This window comes from Stenotrophomonas rhizophila (genome assembly GCF_001704155.1).
Taxonomy (GTDB): domain Bacteria; phylum Pseudomonadota; class Gammaproteobacteria; order Xanthomonadales; family Xanthomonadaceae; genus Stenotrophomonas; species Stenotrophomonas rhizophila_A.
This window is the reverse complement of record NZ_CP016294.1, coordinates 1,404,872-1,423,699: the sequence shown is the minus strand read 5'-3', so window position 1 is coordinate 1,423,699 and position 18,828 is coordinate 1,404,872. Positions and strand designations below refer to the sequence as shown.

Annotated in this window: 21 protein-coding genes; 14 read left to right on the top strand and 7 right to left on the bottom strand. The window is 67.1% G+C overall.

The features are described 5' to 3' along the window. Positions 1-1,605, bottom strand: coding sequence for a murein biosynthesis integral membrane protein MurJ (gene murJ, locus BAY15_RS06505; protein ID WP_068850200.1), 1,605 nt, complete (start codon positions 1,603-1,605; stop codon positions 1-3). Between the two features lie 116 nt (positions 1,606-1,721). Between murJ and rpsT the strand changes: the two genes are divergently transcribed. Continuing rightward, positions 1,722-1,991, top strand: coding sequence for a 30S ribosomal protein S20 (gene rpsT / locus BAY15_RS06500; protein ID WP_017354922.1), 270 nt, complete (start codon positions 1,722-1,724; stop codon positions 1,989-1,991). A 163-nt stretch (positions 1,992-2,154) separates the two neighbouring features. On the opposite strand, the gene cgtA is transcribed toward rpsT, so the two are convergent. The 3 genes from cgtA to rplU form a co-directional block, all read right to left on the bottom strand. Beyond that, positions 2,155-3,204, bottom strand: a complete 1,050-nt coding sequence (gene cgtA, locus BAY15_RS06495; RefSeq protein WP_068850197.1) for an Obg family GTPase CgtA — start codon at positions 3,202-3,204, stop codon at positions 2,155-2,157. 140 nt (positions 3,205-3,344) lie between these two features. After that, on the bottom strand, positions 3,345-3,605 hold the full coding sequence (gene rpmA / locus BAY15_RS06490) for a 50S ribosomal protein L27 (RefSeq protein WP_019184517.1): 261 nt from the start codon (positions 3,603-3,605) through the stop codon (positions 3,345-3,347). A 15-nt stretch (positions 3,606-3,620) separates the two neighbouring features. Then, positions 3,621-3,938: a 50S ribosomal protein L21 gene (rplU, locus tag BAY15_RS06485; RefSeq protein WP_068850193.1), complete on the bottom strand. Its 318-nt coding sequence runs from the start codon at positions 3,936-3,938 to the stop codon at positions 3,621-3,623. Between the two features lie 266 nt (positions 3,939-4,204). Between rplU and uvrA the strand changes: the two genes are divergently transcribed. Then, positions 4,205-7,210, top strand: a complete 3,006-nt coding sequence (uvrA, locus tag BAY15_RS06480; RefSeq protein WP_068850190.1) for an excinuclease ABC subunit UvrA — start codon at positions 4,205-4,207, stop codon at positions 7,208-7,210. Beyond that, on the top strand, positions 7,210-7,617 hold the full coding sequence (locus tag BAY15_RS06475; protein ID WP_068850187.1) for an acyl-CoA thioesterase: 408 nt from the start codon (positions 7,210-7,212) through the stop codon (positions 7,615-7,617). The genes uvrA and BAY15_RS06475 overlap by 1 nt, the downstream gene beginning before the upstream one ends. A 245-nt stretch (positions 7,618-7,862) precedes the next feature. Here the strand turns inward: BAY15_RS06475 and BAY15_RS06470 are convergent, their stop codons facing one another. Next, complete coding sequence (locus tag BAY15_RS06470) at positions 7,863-8,321, bottom strand: copper chaperone PCu(A)C (RefSeq protein ID WP_068850184.1); 459 nt, start codon at positions 8,319-8,321, stop codon at positions 7,863-7,865. Between the two features lie 34 nt (positions 8,322-8,355). On the opposite strand from BAY15_RS06470, the gene BAY15_RS06465 reads away from it, so the two are divergent. From BAY15_RS06465 to BAY15_RS06450, 4 genes are all read left to right on the top strand, one after another. Further along, the gene (locus BAY15_RS06465) at positions 8,356-9,135 is read left to right on the top strand and encodes an enoyl-CoA hydratase/isomerase family protein (RefSeq protein ID WP_068850181.1); all 780 of its coding nucleotides are present in this window, start codon (positions 8,356-8,358) and stop codon (positions 9,133-9,135) included. A 43-nt stretch (positions 9,136-9,178) separates the two neighbouring features. Then, positions 9,179-10,087: an acyl-CoA thioesterase II gene (tesB, locus tag BAY15_RS06460; protein WP_068850178.1), complete on the top strand. Its 909-nt coding sequence runs from the start codon at positions 9,179-9,181 to the stop codon at positions 10,085-10,087. A 6-nt stretch (positions 10,088-10,093) separates the two neighbouring features. Beyond that, the gene (locus BAY15_RS06455) at positions 10,094-10,612 is read left to right on the top strand and encodes a putative signal transducing protein (protein ID WP_068850175.1); all 519 of its coding nucleotides are present in this window, start codon (positions 10,094-10,096) and stop codon (positions 10,610-10,612) included. Between the two features lie 301 nt (positions 10,613-10,913). Then, complete coding sequence (locus BAY15_RS06450) at positions 10,914-12,128, top strand: RNA polymerase sigma factor (RefSeq protein ID WP_068850172.1); 1,215 nt, start codon at positions 10,914-10,916, stop codon at positions 12,126-12,128. Positions 12,129-12,193: 65 nt separating this feature from the next. Here BAY15_RS06450 and BAY15_RS06445 read toward each other — a convergent pair whose 3' ends face one another. Then, on the bottom strand, positions 12,194-12,775 hold the full coding sequence (locus BAY15_RS06445) for an EF-hand domain-containing protein (RefSeq protein WP_068850169.1): 582 nt from the start codon (positions 12,773-12,775) through the stop codon (positions 12,194-12,196). Positions 12,776-12,930: 155 nt separating this feature from the next. Between BAY15_RS06445 and BAY15_RS06440 the strand changes: the two genes are divergently transcribed. Both BAY15_RS06440 and BAY15_RS06435 read left to right on the top strand, forming a co-directional pair. Next, on the top strand, positions 12,931-13,686 hold the full coding sequence (locus BAY15_RS06440; protein WP_068850166.1) for an arginyltransferase: 756 nt from the start codon (positions 12,931-12,933) through the stop codon (positions 13,684-13,686). Positions 13,687-13,723: 37 nt separating this feature from the next. Beyond that, positions 13,724-14,929 carry an endonuclease/exonuclease/phosphatase family protein gene (locus tag BAY15_RS06435; RefSeq protein WP_068850164.1) on the top strand — a complete coding sequence of 402 codons (1,206 nt, stop codon included), beginning with the start codon at positions 13,724-13,726 and terminating at the stop codon, positions 14,927-14,929. 16 nt (positions 14,930-14,945) lie between these two features. Here the strand turns inward: BAY15_RS06435 and purT are convergent, their stop codons facing one another. Beyond that, on the bottom strand, positions 14,946-16,133 hold the full coding sequence (purT, locus tag BAY15_RS06430; protein ID WP_068850161.1) for a formate-dependent phosphoribosylglycinamide formyltransferase: 1,188 nt from the start codon (positions 16,131-16,133) through the stop codon (positions 14,946-14,948). Positions 16,134-16,244: 111 nt separating this feature from the next. Here purT and BAY15_RS06425 point away from each other — a divergent pair, with 111 nt between their 5' ends. Genes BAY15_RS06425 through BAY15_RS06410 form a run of 5 tightly spaced genes read left to right on the top strand, consistent with a single transcriptional unit; the run spans position 16,245 to position 18,826 of the window. Then, a complete protein-coding gene (locus BAY15_RS06425; RefSeq protein WP_068850158.1) occupies positions 16,245-17,114 on the top strand; it encodes an SPFH domain-containing protein in 870 nt (289 codons plus the stop codon). A 2-nt stretch (positions 17,115-17,116) separates the two neighbouring features. After that, positions 17,117-17,296, top strand: a complete 180-nt coding sequence (locus BAY15_RS06420; RefSeq protein ID WP_068850155.1) for an Arc family DNA binding domain-containing protein — start codon at positions 17,117-17,119, stop codon at positions 17,294-17,296. Beyond that, positions 17,293-17,469: a DUF4177 domain-containing protein gene (locus BAY15_RS18810; protein WP_083214084.1), complete on the top strand. Its 177-nt coding sequence runs from the start codon at positions 17,293-17,295 to the stop codon at positions 17,467-17,469. The genes BAY15_RS06420 and BAY15_RS18810 overlap by 4 nt, the downstream gene beginning before the upstream one ends. Before the next feature lie 22 nt (positions 17,470-17,491). Further along, entirely contained in the window at positions 17,492-18,013 is a 522-nt protein-coding gene (locus tag BAY15_RS06415; protein ID WP_068854586.1) for a PH domain-containing protein, read from the top strand. Between the two features lie 9 nt (positions 18,014-18,022). Further along, positions 18,023-18,826 (top strand): M15 family metallopeptidase, encoded by an 804-nt coding sequence (locus tag BAY15_RS06410; protein WP_068850152.1) that lies wholly within the window; start codon positions 18,023-18,025, stop codon positions 18,824-18,826. Positions 18,827-18,828 lie beyond the last annotated feature (2 nt).

The following is an 18,828-nucleotide window of genomic DNA, read 5'->3' as shown; positions in this document are numbered from 1 at the left end:
TCAATGCTCGCGCAGGTGACGCGGGCGGAAGCCCATGGCGACCAGGGCCAGCAGGTAGGTCAGGCCACCGCCGCCGACCAGCAGCGCGAGGTTGCCGATCCGGTGCCATTTGTCCATGTCGGTGAAGTCGGTCATCAGCTGCAGCAGGCCCAGCAGGACCGCCACCATGGCCGCGCAGGCCAGGCCCAGGCGGGTCACGTAGCCGCCCCAGCCGGCCTTGGGCTGGTACACGTCGGTCTTGCCCAGCCAGTACCAGAGCAGGCCAAGATTCAGGTAACTGGACAGCGCGCTGGCAATGCCCAGCGCCAGATGCAGGCCCGGCTGCTTGCCCAGTGCCACCCACACGCCCTGCGCCTTCAGCGCCTCGGGCACCATCACGTGGTACAGCACGGCCAGCAGGATGAAGTTGAAGACCATATTGGCCACCAGCGCGACCAGGCCGGCGCGCACCGGGGTACGGGTGTCTTGGCGGGCATAGAACGCCGGCAGCACCACTTTCAGCAGGGCGAAGGCCGGCAGGGCGAAGCTCAGGCCGTATACCGACAGCGCGGTCATGCGGGTATCGAAGGCGGTGAACTGGCCATGCTGGAAGATCGTGGCGATCAGCGGCTCGGCGCACAGCATCAGGCCGAGCATGGCCGGCACGGCGATCAGCAGCGTGGTGCGCAGGCCCCAGTCCAGCGCGCTGGAGAAGCCGGCCTTGTCGGTACTGACATGGTGGCGGGCCAGCGCCGGCAGGATCACCGTCCCCAGCGCCACCCCGAACACGCCCAGGGGCAGCTCCAGGAAGCGGTCGGCCAGCGACAGCCAGGACTGCGAGCCATCGGTCAGCTTGGCCGCGATCACGGTATCCAGCAGCAGGTTGATCTGGGCCACCGAGGAGCCGAACAGGGTCGGCACCATCAGGGTCAGCACCTTGCGCACGCCGGGGTGGGTCCAGCCCCAGCGCGGCAGCGTGAGCAGGTTGATGCCGTGCAGCGACGGCAGCTGGAACAGCAGCTGCAGCACGCCGGCGGCCAGCACGGCCCAGCCCAGCGCCAGGATCTGCTTTTCCGGCGTGCCGCCCAGCCGCGGCGCCAGCCACAGCGCGCCGGCGATCATGCACAGGTTGAGGATCACCGGGGTCAGCGCCGGCATGGCGAAGCGCTGGAAGCTGTTCAGCGCGCCACCGGCCAAGGCGGTGAGCGAGACGAACAGCAGGAACGGGAAGGTCAGCCGGAACAGGTCCACCAGCAGGCCGTGCTTGGCCGGGTCGGTGTCGACCCCGCTGGAGAACAGGGTGGCCAGCTGCGGGGCGAAGATCAGCGCCAGCGCGGTGACCAGCAGCAGCACCGCGCCCAAGGTGCCGGCCACGCGCGACATCAGCTCGCGCAGCTCCTCATGTGAACGGGTTTCCTTCACTTCCGTGAACACCGGCACGAAGGCGGTGGCGAACGAGCCCTCCGCGAACAGGCGGCGCAGGAAGTTGGGCACCCGGAAGGCCACCCAGAAGGCGTCGGTCACCGCATTGGTGCCGAACGTGGTGGTGACGGCAAGGTCGCGCACCAGGCCCAGCACCCGTGAAATCATGGTCATGCTGCTGAAAGACAGCAGGCCCCGCAACATCCTTGGTGAACTCACCCGTGTTTCCTCTTGACAATTGACTTGACGTACATTTTTCGAGCCATCATACTTTCCAGCTTGCTGTTCCCATTACACCGATTTTTCAGGAAACCACCACTGTGGCCAATATCAAGTCCGCCAAGAAGCGCGCCAAGCAGACCGTCGTGCGCAACGCGCGCAATACGGCTCAGCGTTCGATGCTGCGCACCGCTGTCAAGAAGGTGATCAAGGCGCTCGACGCCAACGATGCCGCCGGCGCCGAGGCAGCCTTTGCCGTCGCCCAGCCGATCCTCGACCGTTTCAGCTCGCGTGGTCTGATCCACAAGAACAAGGCCGCTCGCCACAAGAGCCGCCTGACCGCGCGCATCAAGGCCCTCAAGGCCGCCTGATACGGCGCAACGCCGCGCCTGGCGCGGCGTGCGGTACAAAAACCCGGCCCTGGCCGGGTTTTTTGCGTTACTCGACATCACGGTAGAGCCACGCCCTGCGTGGCTGGCAGCCCTACAGAAAAACCCGGCCGAAGCCGGGTTTCCCGAGGAAGCAACGTCAGCGTCAGAGCGCGTTGCGCGCATCCGCTTCGTCTTCCTTCTGGCGGTCGAAGAAGGCCATGATGTTGGTCATGATCGGCCAGGTGCCTTCACGGCCCAGCGCCGAGACCAGGTACCACGGCTGGGTCCAGCCCAGCTCGGCGATGATCTTCTCGGCCGCGGCCTTGGCCTCGTCCTCGAACATCAGGTCGGCCTTGTTCAGCACCAGCCAGCGCGGCTTTTCCAGCAGCTCCGGGTCATGCTTGGCCAGCTCGCGCTCGATCGCACGGACCTGCTCGATCGGCGAGATTTCCACGCCGCCCTCCATGGGGGAGATATCCACCAGGTGCAGCAGCAGGCGGGTACGCTGCAGGTGGCGCAGGAACTGCGCGCCCAGGCCGGCACCATCGGCGGCACCTTCGATCAGGCCGGGAATGTCGGCAATCACGAAGCTGCGGTAGTTCTCCACGCGCACCACGCCCAGGTTGGGGTAGAGGGTGGTGAACGGGTAATCGGCCACCTTGGGGGTGGCAGCGGACACGGCGCGGATCAGCGTGCTCTTGCCCGCATTGGGGAAGCCCAGCAGGCCGACGTCGGCCAGCAGCTTCAGCTCCAGCTTGAGCAGGCGCTCCTCGCCCTCCTCGCCCGGCAGCGACTGGCGCGGCGAACGGTTGGTGGAGCTCTTGAAGTGCATGTTGCCCAGGCCGCCCTTGCCGCCCTTGGCCACCAGCAGGATGTCGTCGTGCTGGGTCAGGTCACCGATCACTTCGTCGGTGGCCACGTTCATCACCACGGTGCCGACCGGCACGGTGATGACAAGGTCTTCGCCGCCCTTGCCATAGGCCTGGCGGCCCATGCCGTTCTCGCCGCGCTGCGCCTTGAAAATGCGCTCGTGGCGGAAATCGACCAGGGTATTGAGGTTTTCGTCGGCGCGGATGTACACGCTGCCGCCATTGCCGCCGTCGCCGCCGTCCGGGCCGCCCAGCGGAATGAACTTCTCGCGACGGAAACCGACGCAGCCGTTGCCGCCATTGCCGGCGGTAACCTGGATTTCTGCTTCGTCTACAAGTTTCATGATTCTGGATGCCAACTGGAGGCGGTGGGCAACGGGTGCGCCCGACCGCAGAGTCTAACGTGAAAAACAAAAACCCCGCCGAAGCGGGGCTTTCGTCAGCGGCCCCACGCCGGGGCGGGGGCGCCTGCGTGCCGCGAAGCTCAGGCTTCGGCGACGACGCTGACGGTACGACGCTTCTTCGGGCCCTTCACCGAGAACTCCACCTTGCCGTCGACGAGCGCGAACAGGGTGTGGTCACGGCCGAGGCCGACGCCGGTACCCGGGTGGAACTGGGTGCCGCGCTGACGCACGATGATGTTGCCGGCATCGATGGCCTGGCCACCGAAGATCTTGACGCCGAGGTACTTCGGGTTGGAGTCGCGACCGTTGCGCGATGAGCCTACGCCCTTCTTATGTGCCATGACTGCTTCTCCTTATTACTTCTTGCCACCGGCGATGCCGGTGATCTCGATTTCGGTGTAGTACTGACGGTGACCCTGACGCTTCATGTGGTGCTTACGGCGACGGAACTTGATGATCCGGACCTTGTCGGCACGACCCTGCGACACGACCTTGGCGGTGACCGAAGCGCCGCTCAGAGCGTCGCCCAGCTTGATGCCATCGCTGTCACCCAGCATCAGGATTTCTTCGAACTTGATCTCGTTGCCGACTTCGACTTCGAGCTTTTCAACGCGGAGCGTTTCGCCCTGCGCCACGCGGTATTGCTTACCGCCGGTTACCAGTACTGCGTACATGACCAGACTTCCTCTGTAGTTATTGTGGTCTATGGACTGCCGCCATCGAGGGCGGACAGAAGCGGGATTTTAATGACTCACCCCAGCCCGGGTCAACCCACCCCCTGCTTTGAGCCGTCCTCCCCTGAACCCCGTTCAGGTTCAGGGCCCGCCGGTCTCAATAGATGAGACAAGGGGCTGGCAATGTCGCTGATTGCCCCCAAATCCCAAGCTCGGTAGGCTGACCGATTGCCGTCTCCGCTTGCCCCACTTTCAACGGATCCCCCATGGCGATGGATTTCATCCGCATCCGCGGCGCGCGGACGCACAACCTCAAGAACATCGATCTCGACCTGCCCCGCGACAAGTTGATCGTCATTACCGGCCTGTCCGGCTCGGGCAAGTCCTCGCTGGCCTTCGACACGATCTACGCCGAAGGCCAGCGCCGCTACGTGGAGTCCCTGTCGGCCTATGCCCGCCAGTTCCTGAGCGTGATGGAAAAGCCGGACCTGGATCATATCGAAGGCCTGTCGCCGGCGATCTCCATCGAGCAGAAGTCGACCTCGCACAACCCGCGTTCGACCGTGGGCACCATCACCGAGATCTACGACTACCTGCGCCTGCTGTATGCCCGCGTGGGCAGCCCGCGCTGCCCCGACCACGGCTACCCGCTGGAAGCGCAGACCGTGAGCCAGATGGTGGACCACGTGCTGACCCTGGACCCGGAACAGCGCTACATGCTGCTGGCCCCGGTGATCCGCGAACGCAAGGGCGAGCATGCCCAGGTGTTCGACCAGCTGCGCGCGCAGGGCTTCGTGCGCGTGCGGGTGGACGGTGCGCTGCATGAAATCGATGCGGTGCCGCCGCTGGCGCTGCGCCAGAAGCACACCATCGAAGCGGTGATCGACCGCTTCCGCCCGCGCGAGGACATCAAGCAGCGCCTGGCCGAAAGCTTTGAAACCGCGCTGAAGCTGGGCGACGGCATGGTCTCGGTGCAGTCGCTGGATGTCGAGGATGCCCCGGCCCACCTGTTCTCGTCCAAGTACAGCTGCCCGGTCTGCGATTACTCGCTGCCGGAGCTGGAACCGCGCCTGTTCTCGTTCAATTCGCCGGTGGGCGCCTGCCCGGGCTGCGATGGCCTGGGCATGGCCGAATTCTTCGATCCCTCGCGCGTGGTGGTGCACCCCGAGCTCTCGCTGTCGGCCGGTGCCGTGCGCGGCTGGGACCGCCGCAATGCGTACTACTTCCAGCTGATCGCCTCGCTCGCCAAGCACTACAAGTTCGACACCGACGCGCCGTGGCAGAGCCTGTCCGAGCCGGTGCGCAAGGCGGTGCTGTACGGCAGCGGCGATGAAACCATCACCTTCACCTATTTCACCGAAGCCGGTGGCCGCACCCAGCGCAAGCACCGCTTCGAGGGCATCATTCCGAACCTGGAACGCCGCTACAAGGAAACCGAATCGGCGGCGGTGCGCGAAGAGCTGGCCAAGTACATCAGCGAACGCAACTGCCCCGAATGCCAGGGCCAGCGTCTGAACCGCGCCGCGCGCAACGTGTTCGTGGCCGACCGCGCGCTGCCGGAACTGGTGGTGCTGCCGATCGATGAGGCGCTGAAGTTCTTCAGCGGCATGACCCTGCCCGGCTGGCGCGGCGAGATCGCCGGCAAGATCGTCAAGGAGATCGGCGAGCGCCTGGGCTTCCTGGTCGACGTGGGCCTGGATTACCTCACGCTGGAGCGCAAGGCCGACACCCTGTCCGGTGGCGAAGCCCAGCGCATCCGCCTGGCCAGCCAGATCGGCGCCGGCCTGGTCGGGGTGATGTACGTGCTCGACGAGCCCTCCATCGGCCTGCACCAGCGCGACAACGAGCGCCTGCTGGGCACCCTCACCCGCCTGCGCGACCTGGGCAATACGGTGATCGTGGTCGAGCATGACGAAGATGCGATCCGCCTGGCCGACTACGTGCTGGACATCGGTCCGGGCGCCGGCGTGCACGGCGGCGAAATCGTCGGCCAGGGCACCCTGCAGGACATCCTGGACGCGCCGCGTTCGCTCACCGGCCAGTACCTGTCGGGCAAGCGTGCGATCGAGATTCCCGCGCGCCGGCACAAGCCGAACCCGAAGATGACGCTGCACCTGCGCGGCGCCAGCGGCAACAACCTCAAGGGCGTGGACCTGGACATTCCGTCGGGCCTGCTGACCTGCATCACCGGTGTGTCCGGTTCGGGCAAGTCGACCCTGATCAACGACACCCTGTTCTCGCTGGCCGCCAACGAGATCAACGGCTCCTCGCACCCGATCGCGCCGTACAAGGACGTGGAAGGCCTGGACCTGTTCGACAAGGTGGTGGACATCGACCAGTCGCCGATCGGCCGCACCCCGCGTTCGAACCCGGCCACCTACACCGGCCTGTTCACCCCGCTGCGCGAGCTGTATGCGCAGGTGCCCGAAGCACGTGCGCGCGGCTATTCGCCGGGCCGTTTCAGCTTCAACGTACGCGGCGGCCGCTGCGAAGCGTGCCAGGGGGATGGCCTGATCAAGGTGGAAATGCACTTCCTGCCGGACGTGTACGTGCCCTGCGATGTGTGCCACGGCAAGCGCTACAACCGCGAAACGCTGGAGATCCTGTACAAGGGCTACAACATCAACGACGTGCTGCAGATGACCGTCGAAGATGCGCTGAAGCTGTTCGAACCGGTGCCGAGCATCGCGCGCAAGCTGGAAACGCTGGTGGACGTGGGCCTGAGCTATATCAAGCTGGGCCAGAGCGCGACCACGCTGTCCGGTGGTGAAGCGCAGCGTGTGAAGCTGTCCAAGGAGCTGTCGCGCCGCGATACCGGGCGCACGCTGTACATCCTGGACGAGCCGACCACCGGCCTGCACTTCCACGACATCGAAGCGCTGCTGGGCGTGCTGCACAAGCTGCGCGACGAAGGCAACACGGTGGTGGTGATCGAACACAACCTGGACGTGATCAAGACCGCGGACTGGATCGTCGACCTGGGGCCGGAAGGTGGCCACCGCGGCGGCACCATCCTGGTCACCGGCACGCCCGAGGACGTGGCCGCGCACCCGGCGTCGTACACCGGCCAGTTCCTGGCCAAGATGCTGCCCTCGGTCAGCGCGCGCCCGGAACGCCCGGCCGCGGTGGCCAACAAGCCCGACGCCCGCCCGCCGCGCAAGGCCAAGCCGGAAAAGCCGGCCAAGGTGGCCAAGAAGGCGGTGGCCGCCAAGCGCGCCACCACCCCCAGCAAGACCAGCCCTGCCAAGACCACGAAGGCGAAGAAGAAGTAATGAGCGACGAACACAAGATCCTGGCCCGCGTACCGATCAGCGTGCGCTGGCGCGACATGGACAGCATGGGCCACGTCAACAACGCCAAGTACATCTCCTACCTGGAAGAGGCGCGCGTGCGCTGGATGCTGGGCGTGGAAGGCGTGGCGATGACCGACCGGATCGCGCCGGTGGTGGCCGCCACCAACGTCAACTACCGCCTGCCGATCGTGTGGCCCAACGACATCGTGGTGGAGCTGTTCGTCGAGCGCTTGGGCAACAGCAGCGTGACCATCGGCCACCGCATCGTGGACCAGAAGAACGACAGCACGCTGTATTCGGACGGCAACGTGGTGGTGGTGTGGATGGACACCCAGACCGGCAAGAGCGCCCCGCTGCCGGACGCAATTCGCAACGCGTCTACTTGAATCAGACAGGCCGCCGATGAGGCGGCCTGTTTCGTTCAACAGGCGTCTGCGTTTGTGGTCATGCCCTACCGCTCGTGGACGCTCCGCGCGCAGTCGTCTGGGGAGCGACCCTACCAGCGGGTCCGCGCCCGACCCGCATCACCGACGCAGTGGGGCATGGCGCCGGTAGGGTCGGTTCCCAAACGACTGCACTGAAATCGTCTACGTGCGACGAACGCATGACGTTTCTCCGAGGCTAACGCTGTCTACCGCGCTGCCGACCTAGGGGCGTCGGCACGGACGGCAAGCATCGCGTCCACCTTACGGCCGTCTTCCAAACTCAAACGCAACGGCACCTGGCCGCCCTTCGCAAGCGGCACTTCCGGCTGCATCAACATCAGGTGCAGGCCACCCGGCTTGAGCACCACGCTCGCACCCGGCGCAATCGGCAACCGCTCCACCGCGCGCATCCGGCTCACGCCGTCGACCAGCGTGGTTTCATGCAGCGAAACGTCGCCGAAGGCCTTGCTGCCGGCGGCCACCACCGCTACCGGCGCCTCGCAGCCGTTGTGGATCACGCCGTAACCGGCCGCCATTGGCGAACTGCCCGGCGGCAACCGCACCCAGCCCTCGCGCACCGTCACACACGACGGCTCCGCCGCTGTGGCCGATGCTGCAGCCGCACACATCGCCAACAATACGCACACGAATGGTTTGGTTATCATCGCCTCAGTTCCCTGCCCGCAACGAGATCGCAGCATGACGACGCTTATCGAGGTGATCAACCATGGCCCCATCCGCGAGCTGCGGCTGGCCCGCCCGCCGGTCAATGCGCTGGACACCGAGCTGTGCCGTCAGCTGATCCACGACATCAACCAGGCCATGGCCGATGACGTACACGGCATCGTGCTGTCCGGCAGCGAGCGCATCTTCAGCGCCGGCATGGACGTGCCGCACCTGCTCAGCCATGGCGAGGACCGGCACAAGCTGCTGGACAGCTGGCAGGCGTTCTTCGGCGCGGTGCGCACCCTGGCCGAAAGCCGCGTGCCGGTGGTGGCCGCGCTGACCGGCCATGCCCCGGCCGGCGGCTGCGTGCTGGCGCTGTGCTGCGATTACCGGATCCTGGCGCGCAGCCCGGACCCGGCCCAGCCCACGGTGATCGGCCTGAACGAGGTGCAGGTGGGGCTGGTGGCGCCGGAAGGCATCCAGCGCCTGATGCGCCGGGTGGTCGGCCACCACCGCGCCTCGCAGCTGCTGATCGGCGGTGAAATGGTGCCGGCCGAACGCGCGCTGGAGATCGGGCTGGTGGATGAGCTGGCCGCCCCGGCCGACGTGGTGCCACGCGCGGTGGCCTGGCTGGGTCGCCTGCTGAAGCTGCCGCGCCAGCCGATGCTGCTGACCCGCGCCATTGCCCGCGAAGACCTGCATGAAGCACTGCACGCCGACCTGATCCGGCTGGACCGGTTCGTCGAGGCCTGGTATGCCCCCGATGCGCAGCAGGCATTGCAGACGCTGGTAGCGCGGTTAGGGAAAGCCTGACCACCGGTATAATTCCCGTCCGCCCCAACGCCAGGCCGCCGCCTTGTCCCAGCCGCAAGAACCCGTCGTTTCCGAGCTGATCGACCTGCTCACGCTCGAGCGCCTGGAAGACAACCTGTTCCGCGGCCAGAGCCGCGACATCGGCACCAAATACGTGTTCGGCGGCCAGGTGCTGGGCCAGGCCCTCTCGGCGGCGCAGGCCACGGTCGAGAACGGCCGGCATGTGCATTCGCTGCATGCCTATTTCCTGCGCGCCGGCAACATTGACCACCCGATCGTGTACGACGTGGACCGCACCCGCGATGGCGGCAGCTTCTCCGTGCGCCGGGTCACCGCGATCCAGCACGGCAAGGTGATCTTCTTCTGCGCCGCCTCGTTCCAGCAGGCCGAAAGCGGGGCCGAGCACCAGCACAAGATGCCCGAAGTGCCGCAACCGGAAGACATCGAACCGAACCGGCCGCTGCCGCCGGAAGTGCTGGAACGGCTGCCGATCAAGGTACAGCGCTGGCTCTCGCGCGGCGGCCCGTTCGAGTTCCGCCACGTGTACCCGCGCGATGAACTGCACCCGCCCAAGCGCCCGCCCTACCACCAGGTGTGGCTGCGCCTGAATGAAACGGTGGGCGATGCGCCCGAACTGCACCAGGCGCTGCTGGCCTATGCGTCGGACTTCCACCTGCTCGGCACCGCGACCTTCCCGCACGGCATCAGCTATTACCAGCCGCACGTGCAGATGGCCTCGCTGGACCATGCGATCTGGTTCCATCGCCCGTTCCGCGCCGACGACTGGCTGCTGTATTCGCTGGACAGCCCCAGCGCACAGGATTCGCGCGGGCTGGCCCGTGGCCAGTTCTTCACCCGCAACGGCATACTGGTTGCCAGCACCGCGCAGGAAGGCCTGATCCGCGTGGTGGATGACAGTGCCGCGGCCGCCGCCGTACCGGCCAAGGAATAATTCGATATGCGTCAGATCTTCACCAGCCAGCGCGTGGAAACCGTGGAAGGCGTGGCCAAACTGCTGCGCGATGCCGGCATCGAGGTGCGCATCACCAACGGGCGCTCGTACCACAGCAAGCGCGGCAGCCAGTTCAGTTACCTGGACACCAGCAAGGCCACCACCCACCCCACCCTGTGGGTGGTACACGCCAACGACCAGCCGCGCGCGCGCGAAATCCTGCGCGATGCCCGCCTGCTGGAAACCACCCGGCGCGACCACCCCACCGCCGAATTCGCCTTCCGCGACCAGGCCGACGACGTGTCCCCCCGCCGCAACTGGGCCTGGCGCATCCGCATCGGCCTGCTGCTGATCATCGCCGCCGTGGCAATGGTGGTGGTGATGCGCCACCGCAGTGCCCCGACGGCTGCGCCGGTACAGACGCAACAGGCGCAACCCCAGGCCCCGGCAGCCGAACCGGCGCCAGCGCAGGAAGAAGAAGAAGAGGTCCGAGTCCGGATCACACCTCCGACCCAACAACCGTGAGCCGACCCGACGTATCCGGATCTCCCTGCGCACGTAAAAATTCGTAGTGCCGACTGTCAGTCGGCAACCGCGCGCCAGCGCGGCCCAAGCGTCCGAAGACCGTAACGCACCACGCCGATGGTGTGGTCGACGTTTACCGCCTGCCGAAGCCACCTGTCAGGCGCTCATGATGCCGGAACGAAGAGCAGCCGACTGACAGTCGGCTCTACCGCGCCCCTCGCGCGACCCCGCCCCGCCCCGCCCCCGGTCACATTCCCCGCCCCATCCCGTCATGATGTCACCACCCACAGGGACCGACGCCATGACCACGCTGCCGCTGATCGACACGCTGGACCGCGAACTGCCTGCCGCCGCCGGCGGCTGCCAGCAGTCGTACGGGCGCATCGTGCTGGCCTGCCAGAACACCGTGACCGCGATCGCGCTGGCGATCACCCGCGACGTGCAGGCCAGCGAGGACATCGCGCAGGAAGCCTTCATCAAGGGCTGGCAGCAACTCAACCAGCTGCACAACCACGGCAGCTTCCTGCCCTGGCTGCGCCAGATCACCCGCAACCTGGCCCGCGACTGGCTGCGCGCCAACCGCGGCCGGCCGCTGTCGGGCGAGGCCGCCGAGATCGCCATCGGCATGGCCGCCGACCCGGGCCCCTCCGCGCCGGAATACCTGCAGCGGGCGGAGGAGGAAGTAGCCGCCGAAGAGATCATCTCCGCGTTGCCCGAGGACAGCCGCGAAACGCTGCTGCTGTACTACCGCGAAGGCCAGAGCTCGCAGCAGGTGGCCAACCTGCTGGGGCTGAGCGACGCCGCCGTGCGCAAGCGCCTGTCGCGGGCACGCGCCAGCGTGCGCGAGGAGATGCTGCGGCGCTTCGGCGAGTTCGCGCGCGGCAGCGCGCCCAGCGCGGCCTTCGCGACCGCGGTGGTTTCCATGGTGATGGTGGCCGCACCGGGCACGGCGAGCGCAGCGATCCTGCTGGGCGCCGGCGTGGGCGTGGGCAGCAGCAAGCTCGGTCTGGGCGGTGCCAGCCTTTCCGGGGGTGCGGCAATGGGGTCGCTGGGCGCGGCGGCCAGCCAGAGCCACCTGCTCGGCCCGGAGTTCAACTGGACCATCGCCATCGGCGCGATGGCCGGCGGCGTGATCGGCAGCTATCTCGGTGGCCGCTACCTGCTCTGCTACACCGAGACACTGGCCGAGCGCGCGGCGGTGCATCGCTTCGTGCACTACAGCACGTTCACCGCAATGCTGGTCTGCGCGGCGGTGCTGGCGCTGACGGTGCTGGATGCACCGGTGTATCTGTCGCTCGCCGCGATGGTGCTGGGCACCGCCCTGGTGAATTACCAGATCCTGGTGCCGCTGCAACGGATCATGGCGCCGATGATCGCGCGTGATGCCGCGCGCAAGGGACGCACGGGACCCAGCTGGGTGTACCAGTCGATGTACGGACGACCTGCTTTGCTGATCACCAACCTGGTGATCGTCGGCCTGATCCTGACCGTGGCCGGCGAGCGTGGATTGATCTGACCCATGAAAAAGCGCCGGTCGGTGACCGGCGCTTTTTGGGTTGCCGGGCAGGGCCCGGCACTACGTTACTTTGCCTTCGGCGGCATCGGCGGCTTGTCGCCGCGGTGTTCGCCGCGCGGGCCACCGAACGGGCCCTTGGCCGCGTCGAATTCGGCCTTGCTCAGCTGGCCGTCCTTGTTGGTATCGGCCGCAGCGAACCACGCATCACGGTGCTGCTTCATGCCCAGCTCGCGGTCGGCCTTGTCCAGGTAGCCGTCCTTGTTAAGGTCCATCTGGTCGAAGCGCGCGGCCAGCTTCGGGTCGGCCTTGGCTTCGTCGCGGCTGATCCGGCCGTCCTTGTTCGCGTCCAGCTTTTCCAGGCGCGCATGCCCGCCACCCGGGCCACGCCCGTGGCGCTTGCCCTGCCAGCGCGGCAGTTCCTCGCGGGACAGCTTGCCGTCCTTGTTGGTGTCCAGGCTGTCGAACTTCTCGGCCAGGCGCGGCGCCTTGGCGGCCTCGGTGCGGTCGACGAAACCATCGCCGTTAGTGTCCAGCGTCGCGCGGGCCGGCTTGGCGGGCGTGGCCGGGGTATCGGCGGCCACCGCCAGGCCGGCAGCGCCGGTGGTCATCAGCAGGGCCAGCAGCAGAAGGGGTTTGCGGTTGCGCATGGGTCACTCCGGTGTTTGGGGGATGTTTCGTGCGGTGCGTTGGCACCCACGGGAGAGAAAACGCGCGGGCGCCAGCCGCGTTGACAGCGCCACCGGCCGTGTTCATTCGCCAGACAGTCGCGCCGCCTGCGACGCCCCGGCGCTATGCTGTGGGCATGGCGATCCACACCGACCGCGACGACGAGCTGCGCCTGTTCCAGACCGGGGACCATCCCTGTGGCTACTGGCCGGAGCGGGCTGCGCGCGACCTGGTGCTGGACCCGCACGACCAGCGGCTGGGCACGCTGTACCCGATGGCGCTCAGCTGGGGCTTCCGCCGTTCCGGCGACCTGGTCTACCGCCCGCACTGCGCCAACTGCCATGCCTGCGTGTCGGTGCGGGTGCCGGTGGCCCGTTTCGCACCCGACCGCAGCCAGCGCCGCTGCCTGGCGCGCAACGACGACCTGGAAGTGCGGATCGTGGCTGCCGAGCAGACCGATGAGCAGTTCGCGCTGTACCACCGCTACCTGACCCATCGCCACGCCCAGGGCGGCATGGACGAACACGGCCCGCACGAGTTCGACCAGTTCCTGATCGGGCAGTGGTCGCAGGGTCGCTTCCTGGAAATCCGCGGACCGGCCGAAGATGGCCATCGAGGCCCGCTGCTGGCGGTGGCGGTCACCGATGTCACCCCGCAGGGGCTGTCGGCGGTGTACACCTTCTTCGACCCGGACCACGCCCACCGCGGGCTGGGCACCTTCGCGATCCTGCAGCAGATCGCTTGGGCCCGGCGCGAGCAGCTGCCGCACCTGTACCTGGGCTACTGGATCCGCAACCACCGCAAGATGGACTACAAGCGCCGCTTCCGGCCGCTGGAGGCCTACGACGGCCGCCGCTGGCACGAGTTCGACGAGGCGCTGGACGGCATCTGACCCGCCATTGCAATGCCCGCCCGTGCAAAATAGCGGGATGAAAGCCCATCCCCTGATCCTCGCCCTGGCCCTGCTCTGCGGCGCCTGCGCCCAAACCCCGACCAAGACCGCCGCCATGCCGGAAGCCACCTCCGCGCCGCTGCGGATCGCCACCTACAACACCTCGCTGTACAGCGACGAGACCGGCGGGCTGATCGCCGAACTGGAAGGCGACAGCGCGCACGCGCGCAAGATCGCCGCGGTGCTGCAGCAGGTGCGCCCGGACCTGGTGCTGCTCAACGAATTCGACTACGACGACGCCCACCGCGCCGCCGACCTGTTCCAGCAGCGCTACCTGGAAGTGGCCCAGCCCGGCGGCGGTGAGCCGCTGCACTTCGCCTACCGCTACCTGGCCCCGGTCAACACCGGCGTGCAGAGCGGGCTGGACCTGGACAACAACGGCCAGATCGGCGGCGACGGCCGCAACCGCGGCAACGATGCCTGGGGCTACGGCCTGCACCCGGGCCAGTACGGCATGCTGGTGCTGTCGCGGTACCCGATCGACGAGGCCAAGGTGCGCAGCTTCCAGCTGCTGAAGTGGAGCACCCTGCCCGGCGCGCTGCGCCCGATCGACCCGCGCAGCGGCAAGTCGTTCTACAACGACCACGTGTGGTCGCAGCTGCGGTTGTCGTCCAAGTCGCATTGGGACGTGCCGGTAATCACGCCCAACGGCGTGGTGCACGCACTGGTCTCGCACCCCACCCCGCCGGTGTTCGACGGCCCGGAAAAGCGCAACGCGGCGCGCAACCACGACGAACTGCGGCTGTGGCAGGAATACCTGGCCGCCGGCGACAAGCCCTGGCTGTGCGATGACAAGGGCACCTGCGGCGGGCTTGCACAGGACGCGCGCTTCGTGATCCTGGGTGACCTCAACAACGACCCGGTGGATGGCGATGGCCGCCACGAAGCGATTGTCGAACTGATCGAAAACGCGCGCGTGCTGCGCTACCCGACCCCGCGCAGCGTAGGTGCCGAGCAGACCAGCTTGGCCTATGCCGAAAAGGGCATCGTGCGGAAGGGTGCGCCGTTCCACGCCACAGGCGATTTCGGGCCGAAATCCGGCACCATGCGCCTGGATTACGTGCTGCCGTCGGTGGGCTTCGAGTACATCGGCAGCGGCGTGTTCTGGCCGGCCAACGAAAGCCCCGAAGCGAAGATCGCCGACGGCAGCGACCACCACCTGGTGTGGGTGGACGTGCGGTAAACAACGCGCGGTCGAACTACTGGCGTAGTTCGACCGTGATCGCTGCTGCGGCCTCGCGCGCGATCTTCCGCGCCTGGTCGATGTCTTCGCCGCGTGCCAGGGTAACGCCGACGCGGCGGTGCCCATGAACGCTCGGCTTGCCGAACAGGCGCAGCGCCGTGTCCGGATGCGCCAGTGCCGCCTCTACGTTGCTGAAGACCGGCACGCCTTCGCCGTGCGCCAGCATCGCGCAGGAGGCCGACGGGCCACTCTGGCGGATCAGCGGGATCGGCAGGCCCAAAATGGCGCGCGCGTGCAGCGCGAATTCGCTCAGTTCCTGCGAGGCCAGCGTGACCAGGCCGGTGTCATGCGGGCGCGGCGAGACTTCGCTGAACCACACCTCGTCGCCCTTGACGAACAGCTCCACCCCGAACAGGCCCCAGCCGCCCAGGTCATCGGTGATCGCCTGCGAGATCTCTTCGGCACGCGTCAGCGCGGCCGGCGACATCGGCTGCGGCTGCCAGCTTTCGCGGTAGTCGCCATCCTTCTGCCAATGCCCGATCGGCGCGCAGAACGAGGTGCCCCCGGCATGGCGCACGGTCAGCAGGGTGATCTCGTAATCGAAATCGATGAAGCCTTCCACGATGCAGCGGCCGGCACCGGCACGACCACCGGTCTGTGCATATTCCCAGGCCGGCGCGATGTCGGCCTCGTCGCGCAGCGTGCTCTGGCCCTTGCCCGAGGAGGACATCACCGGCTTCACCACGCACGGCAGACCGATCGCCGCCACGGCGGCGCGGTACTCGGCCTCGGTGTCCACGAAGCGGTACGGCGAGGTCGGCAGGCCCAGGGTTTCGGCGGCCAGGCGGCGGATGCCTTCACGGTCCATGGTCAGGCGCGCCGCGCGCGCGGTCGGCACCACCCGCTGGCCGGTTTCCTGCTCCAGCTGGACCAGGGTCTCGGTGTGGATGGCTTCGATCTCGGGCACGATCAGGTGCGGTTTTTCCTCGGCGATCAGCGCGCGCAGCGCCATCGCATCGAGCATGTCGACCACGTGCGACCGGTGCGCCACCTGCATGGCCGGGGCGTCGGCATAGCGGTCGGCAGCAATCACCTCCACCCCCAGCCGCTGCAGCTCGATGGCGACCTCCTTGCCCAGTTCGCCCGAGCCCAGCAGCAGGACACGGGTGGCGGAGGGGGACAGCGGCGTGCCGAGCGTGATCATGGCGATATTCCGGACATCAGAGGCGGGACGCCATTTTATGGGATGGGGCCCTTGCAGACGTGATATCAATCTGATATCACTATTCCAAACCCACCCGCAAAGGATGCCCCCATGAAAGAAAAGCCCGTCCCCTCCCTCTCCGGCATTCCCTTCCTGCTGGCCGTGCTGGCCCTGCTGGTGGTCTCCGCATGGCTCTTCTTCTCCGGGATCGAGCCCGGCAACGTCAACCTGCTGCTGATGCTCGGCGGCGTGCTGCTGGGCCTGATTGCCCTGTTCAGCCTGACCGGCCTGTACACCGTGCAGCCCAACCAGGCGGCGGTGCTGAGCCTGTTCGGCAAGTACGTCGGCACGGTCAAGGACAACGGCCTGCGCTGGAACAACCCCTTCTTCAGCAAGAAGAAGGTCAGCCAGCGCGTGCGCAACTTCGAAAGCGGCAAGCTCAAGGTCAACGAACTGGACGGCAGCCCGATCGAAATCGCCGCGGTCATCGTCTGGCAGGTCGTGGACGCCTCCGAGGCGGTCTACAACGTGGACGACTACGAAAGCTTCGTGCACATCCAGTCCGAATCCGCCCTGCGTGCGATGGCCACCAGCTACCCCTACGACCAGCACGAGGACGGCCAGCTCTCCCTGCGCAGCCACGCCGCCGAAATCTCCCAGCACCTCAAGGACGAACTGGCCGAACGCCTGGCCGATGCCGGCGTGCAGGTGCTCGATGCGCGCATCAGCCACCTGGCCTATGCCCCGGAAATTGCCCAGGCGATGCTGCAGCGGCAGCAGGCCAACGCAGTGATCGCCGCGCGCACGCGCATCGTCGCCGGTGCCGTGGGCATGGTCGAAATGGCGTTGGTCGAACTGCAGAAGAACAACGTGGTGCAGCTGGATGAAGAGCGCAAGGCGCAGATGGTGGGCAACCTGCTCACCGTACTGTGCTCGGACCGCGGCACCCAGCCGATCGTCAACGCCGGTTCGTTGTACTGAGCATGAGCGAAAAGAAAGCCTACCCGCTGCGGATCAATGCCGACGTGCTGGCAGCGGCGCAGCGCTGGGCCGACGACGAGCTGCGCAGTCTCAACGCGCAGATCGAGTACGTGCTGCGCGACGCACTGCGCAAGGCTGGACGCCTTCCCAAACCCCCATCTGATCCGGAGAGCAAGGAATGAGCAAGCGCTGGAGCTATCTCACCGTGGAAGTAAAGCCCTCGTGGACCGGCTTGAAGCCGGAAGACCTGCAGGCCGAACTCAACCGCCAGGGCCAACTTGGCTGGGAGCTGGTGAACGTGATGCAGGGCACCCCGATGGGCGTGGCGTTGCTGTTCTTCAAGAAGGAGCTCTGACGTGGCAGCCCGGACGACGGCCGTGCCCGCCACTGAATTCGCGGTGGCGCCGGCCCCGCTGTGGCGCCTGCTCTGGCTGTGGCTGCCGCTGCTGGGCGTGGCCGTGCTGCTGGTCACCACGCACCTGCAGGAACAACGCACCCCGATGGACATGGCCATCACCCTGCCGTTCCTGCTGGTGCTGGGCGGCGTGCTCAGCTGGGCGTTCCTCCGTCGCCGCATCACGCTGGAGCACGGCGAACTGCTCGTGACCTCCACCTTCTACCGCCGTCGCACGGCGGTATCGTCGATGCTGCTGGACCAGGCGCGCATCGTCGACCTGGCCGAACACAGCCAGTTCAAGCCGGGCATGAAGATCAACGGGTTCGGCATGCCGGGGTTCCAGTCCGGCCACTACCGGATGGGCAAGCAAAAAGCGTTCTGCCTTGTCACCGATCCCAGCCGCGTGCTGTACCTGCCGCTGCGCGACGACCGCGTGCTGCTGCTCAGCCCCGAGCACCCGCGCGCGCTGCTGGATGCGCTGAACGCGCAGGCTGCGCGATAAGCTGTACCCATGCGCCGACACCCTGCCCTGCTGATCAACACCGCCGATATCGAACTGTGGCCCGGCGGCCTGCTGCGTGCGCGCAGCAACGCCGATGCACGGGCGCTGGCCCGGGCCCGCTGGGTACTGCGGCGCAAGCGTGATGGGCAGTACCTGGCCGCCGCCACCGCGCACGGCCTGTTGCCGCTGGTGCCGCACCTGATGCGCGAGCCGGGGATCGAGGAAGCGCTTGATGCCCTGGACCTGGCCCTGCATGGCACGCAGCGCGCGCATGCGACCGATGCGCTGCTGCCGCTGAGCGGGCTGCAGGATCGGCTGGAAGAGCTGGGCATCGATGCGGGGCGCTATGAGCAGGACACCGCACTGGCGCTGGAAGCCGAACCGGAACGGCTGGCGCTGGCCGGCTTCGACCGTTACCGCCGCCCGCTGTGGCTGCAGCAGGGCGCCGCGCGCGCCTGGCAGCGCATGCAGCAGCAGGCAGCGCGCGAGGGCATCGTGCTGGAGGCCATTTCGGGCTACCGCAGCCACGATTACCAGCTGGGCATCTTCGCGCGCAAACGCGCACGCGGGCTGGAGGTGGATGCGATCCTGCAGGTCAACGCCGCGCCGGGGTACAGCGAACACCACAGCGGGCGTGCGCTGGATATCAGCAGCCCGGGTGAAGCGCCGGCCGAGGAGAGCTTCGAGTCCACCGCTGCGTTCGCGTGGCTGCTGGAGCACGCGGGAAGCTACGGCTTCCACCTGAGCTACCCACGCGACAACCCCCACGGCATCGTGTACGAGCCATGGCATTGGTGCTGGTCTGGACCGTAGCG

Bases quoted from the DNA above. Each gene is read 5' to 3' on its own strand.
- BAY15_RS06450 (WP_068850172.1), top strand. From the start codon at position 10,914: ATGACCACGCTGCCGCTGATCGACACGCTGGACCGCGAACTGCCTGCC.
- rpmA (WP_019184517.1), bottom strand. From the start codon at position 3,605: ATGGCACATAAGAAGGGCGTAGGCTCATCGCGCAACGGTCGCGACTCC.
- BAY15_RS06445 (WP_068850169.1), bottom strand. From the start codon at position 12,775: ATGCGCAACCGCAAACCCCTTCTGCTGCTGGCCCTGCTGATGACCACC.
- BAY15_RS06440 (WP_068850166.1), top strand. From the start codon at position 12,931: ATGGCGATCCACACCGACCGCGACGACGAGCTGCGCCTGTTCCAGACC.
- BAY15_RS06455 (WP_068850175.1), top strand. From the start codon at position 10,094: ATGCGTCAGATCTTCACCAGCCAGCGCGTGGAAACCGTGGAAGGCGTG.
- BAY15_RS06475 (WP_068850187.1), top strand. From the start codon at position 7,210: ATGAGCGACGAACACAAGATCCTGGCCCGCGTACCGATCAGCGTGCGC.
- cgtA (WP_068850197.1), bottom strand. From the start codon at position 3,204: ATGAAACTTGTAGACGAAGCAGAAATCCAGGTTACCGCCGGCAATGGC.
- murJ (WP_068850200.1), bottom strand. From the start codon at position 1,605: ATGTTGCGGGGCCTGCTGTCTTTCAGCAGCATGACCATGATTTCACGG.
- purT (WP_068850161.1), bottom strand. From the start codon at position 16,133: ATGATCACGCTCGGCACGCCGCTGTCCCCCTCCGCCACCCGTGTCCTG.
- BAY15_RS06420 (WP_068850155.1), top strand. From the start codon at position 17,117: ATGAGCGAAAAGAAAGCCTACCCGCTGCGGATCAATGCCGACGTGCTG.
- BAY15_RS06410 (WP_068850152.1), top strand. From the start codon at position 18,023: ATGCGCCGACACCCTGCCCTGCTGATCAACACCGCCGATATCGAACTG.
- BAY15_RS06470 (WP_068850184.1), bottom strand. From the start codon at position 8,321: ATGATAACCAAACCATTCGTGTGCGTATTGTTGGCGATGTGTGCGGCT.
- rplU (WP_068850193.1), bottom strand. From the start codon at position 3,938: ATGTACGCAGTACTGGTAACCGGCGGTAAGCAATACCGCGTGGCGCAG.
- BAY15_RS06435 (WP_068850164.1), top strand. From the start codon at position 13,724: ATGAAAGCCCATCCCCTGATCCTCGCCCTGGCCCTGCTCTGCGGCGCC.
- uvrA (WP_068850190.1), top strand. From the start codon at position 4,205: ATGGCGATGGATTTCATCCGCATCCGCGGCGCGCGGACGCACAACCTC.
- BAY15_RS06465 (WP_068850181.1), top strand. From the start codon at position 8,356: ATGACGACGCTTATCGAGGTGATCAACCATGGCCCCATCCGCGAGCTG.
- BAY15_RS18810 (WP_083214084.1), top strand. From the start codon at position 17,293: ATGAGCAAGCGCTGGAGCTATCTCACCGTGGAAGTAAAGCCCTCGTGG.
- BAY15_RS06425 (WP_068850158.1), top strand. From the start codon at position 16,245: ATGAAAGAAAAGCCCGTCCCCTCCCTCTCCGGCATTCCCTTCCTGCTG.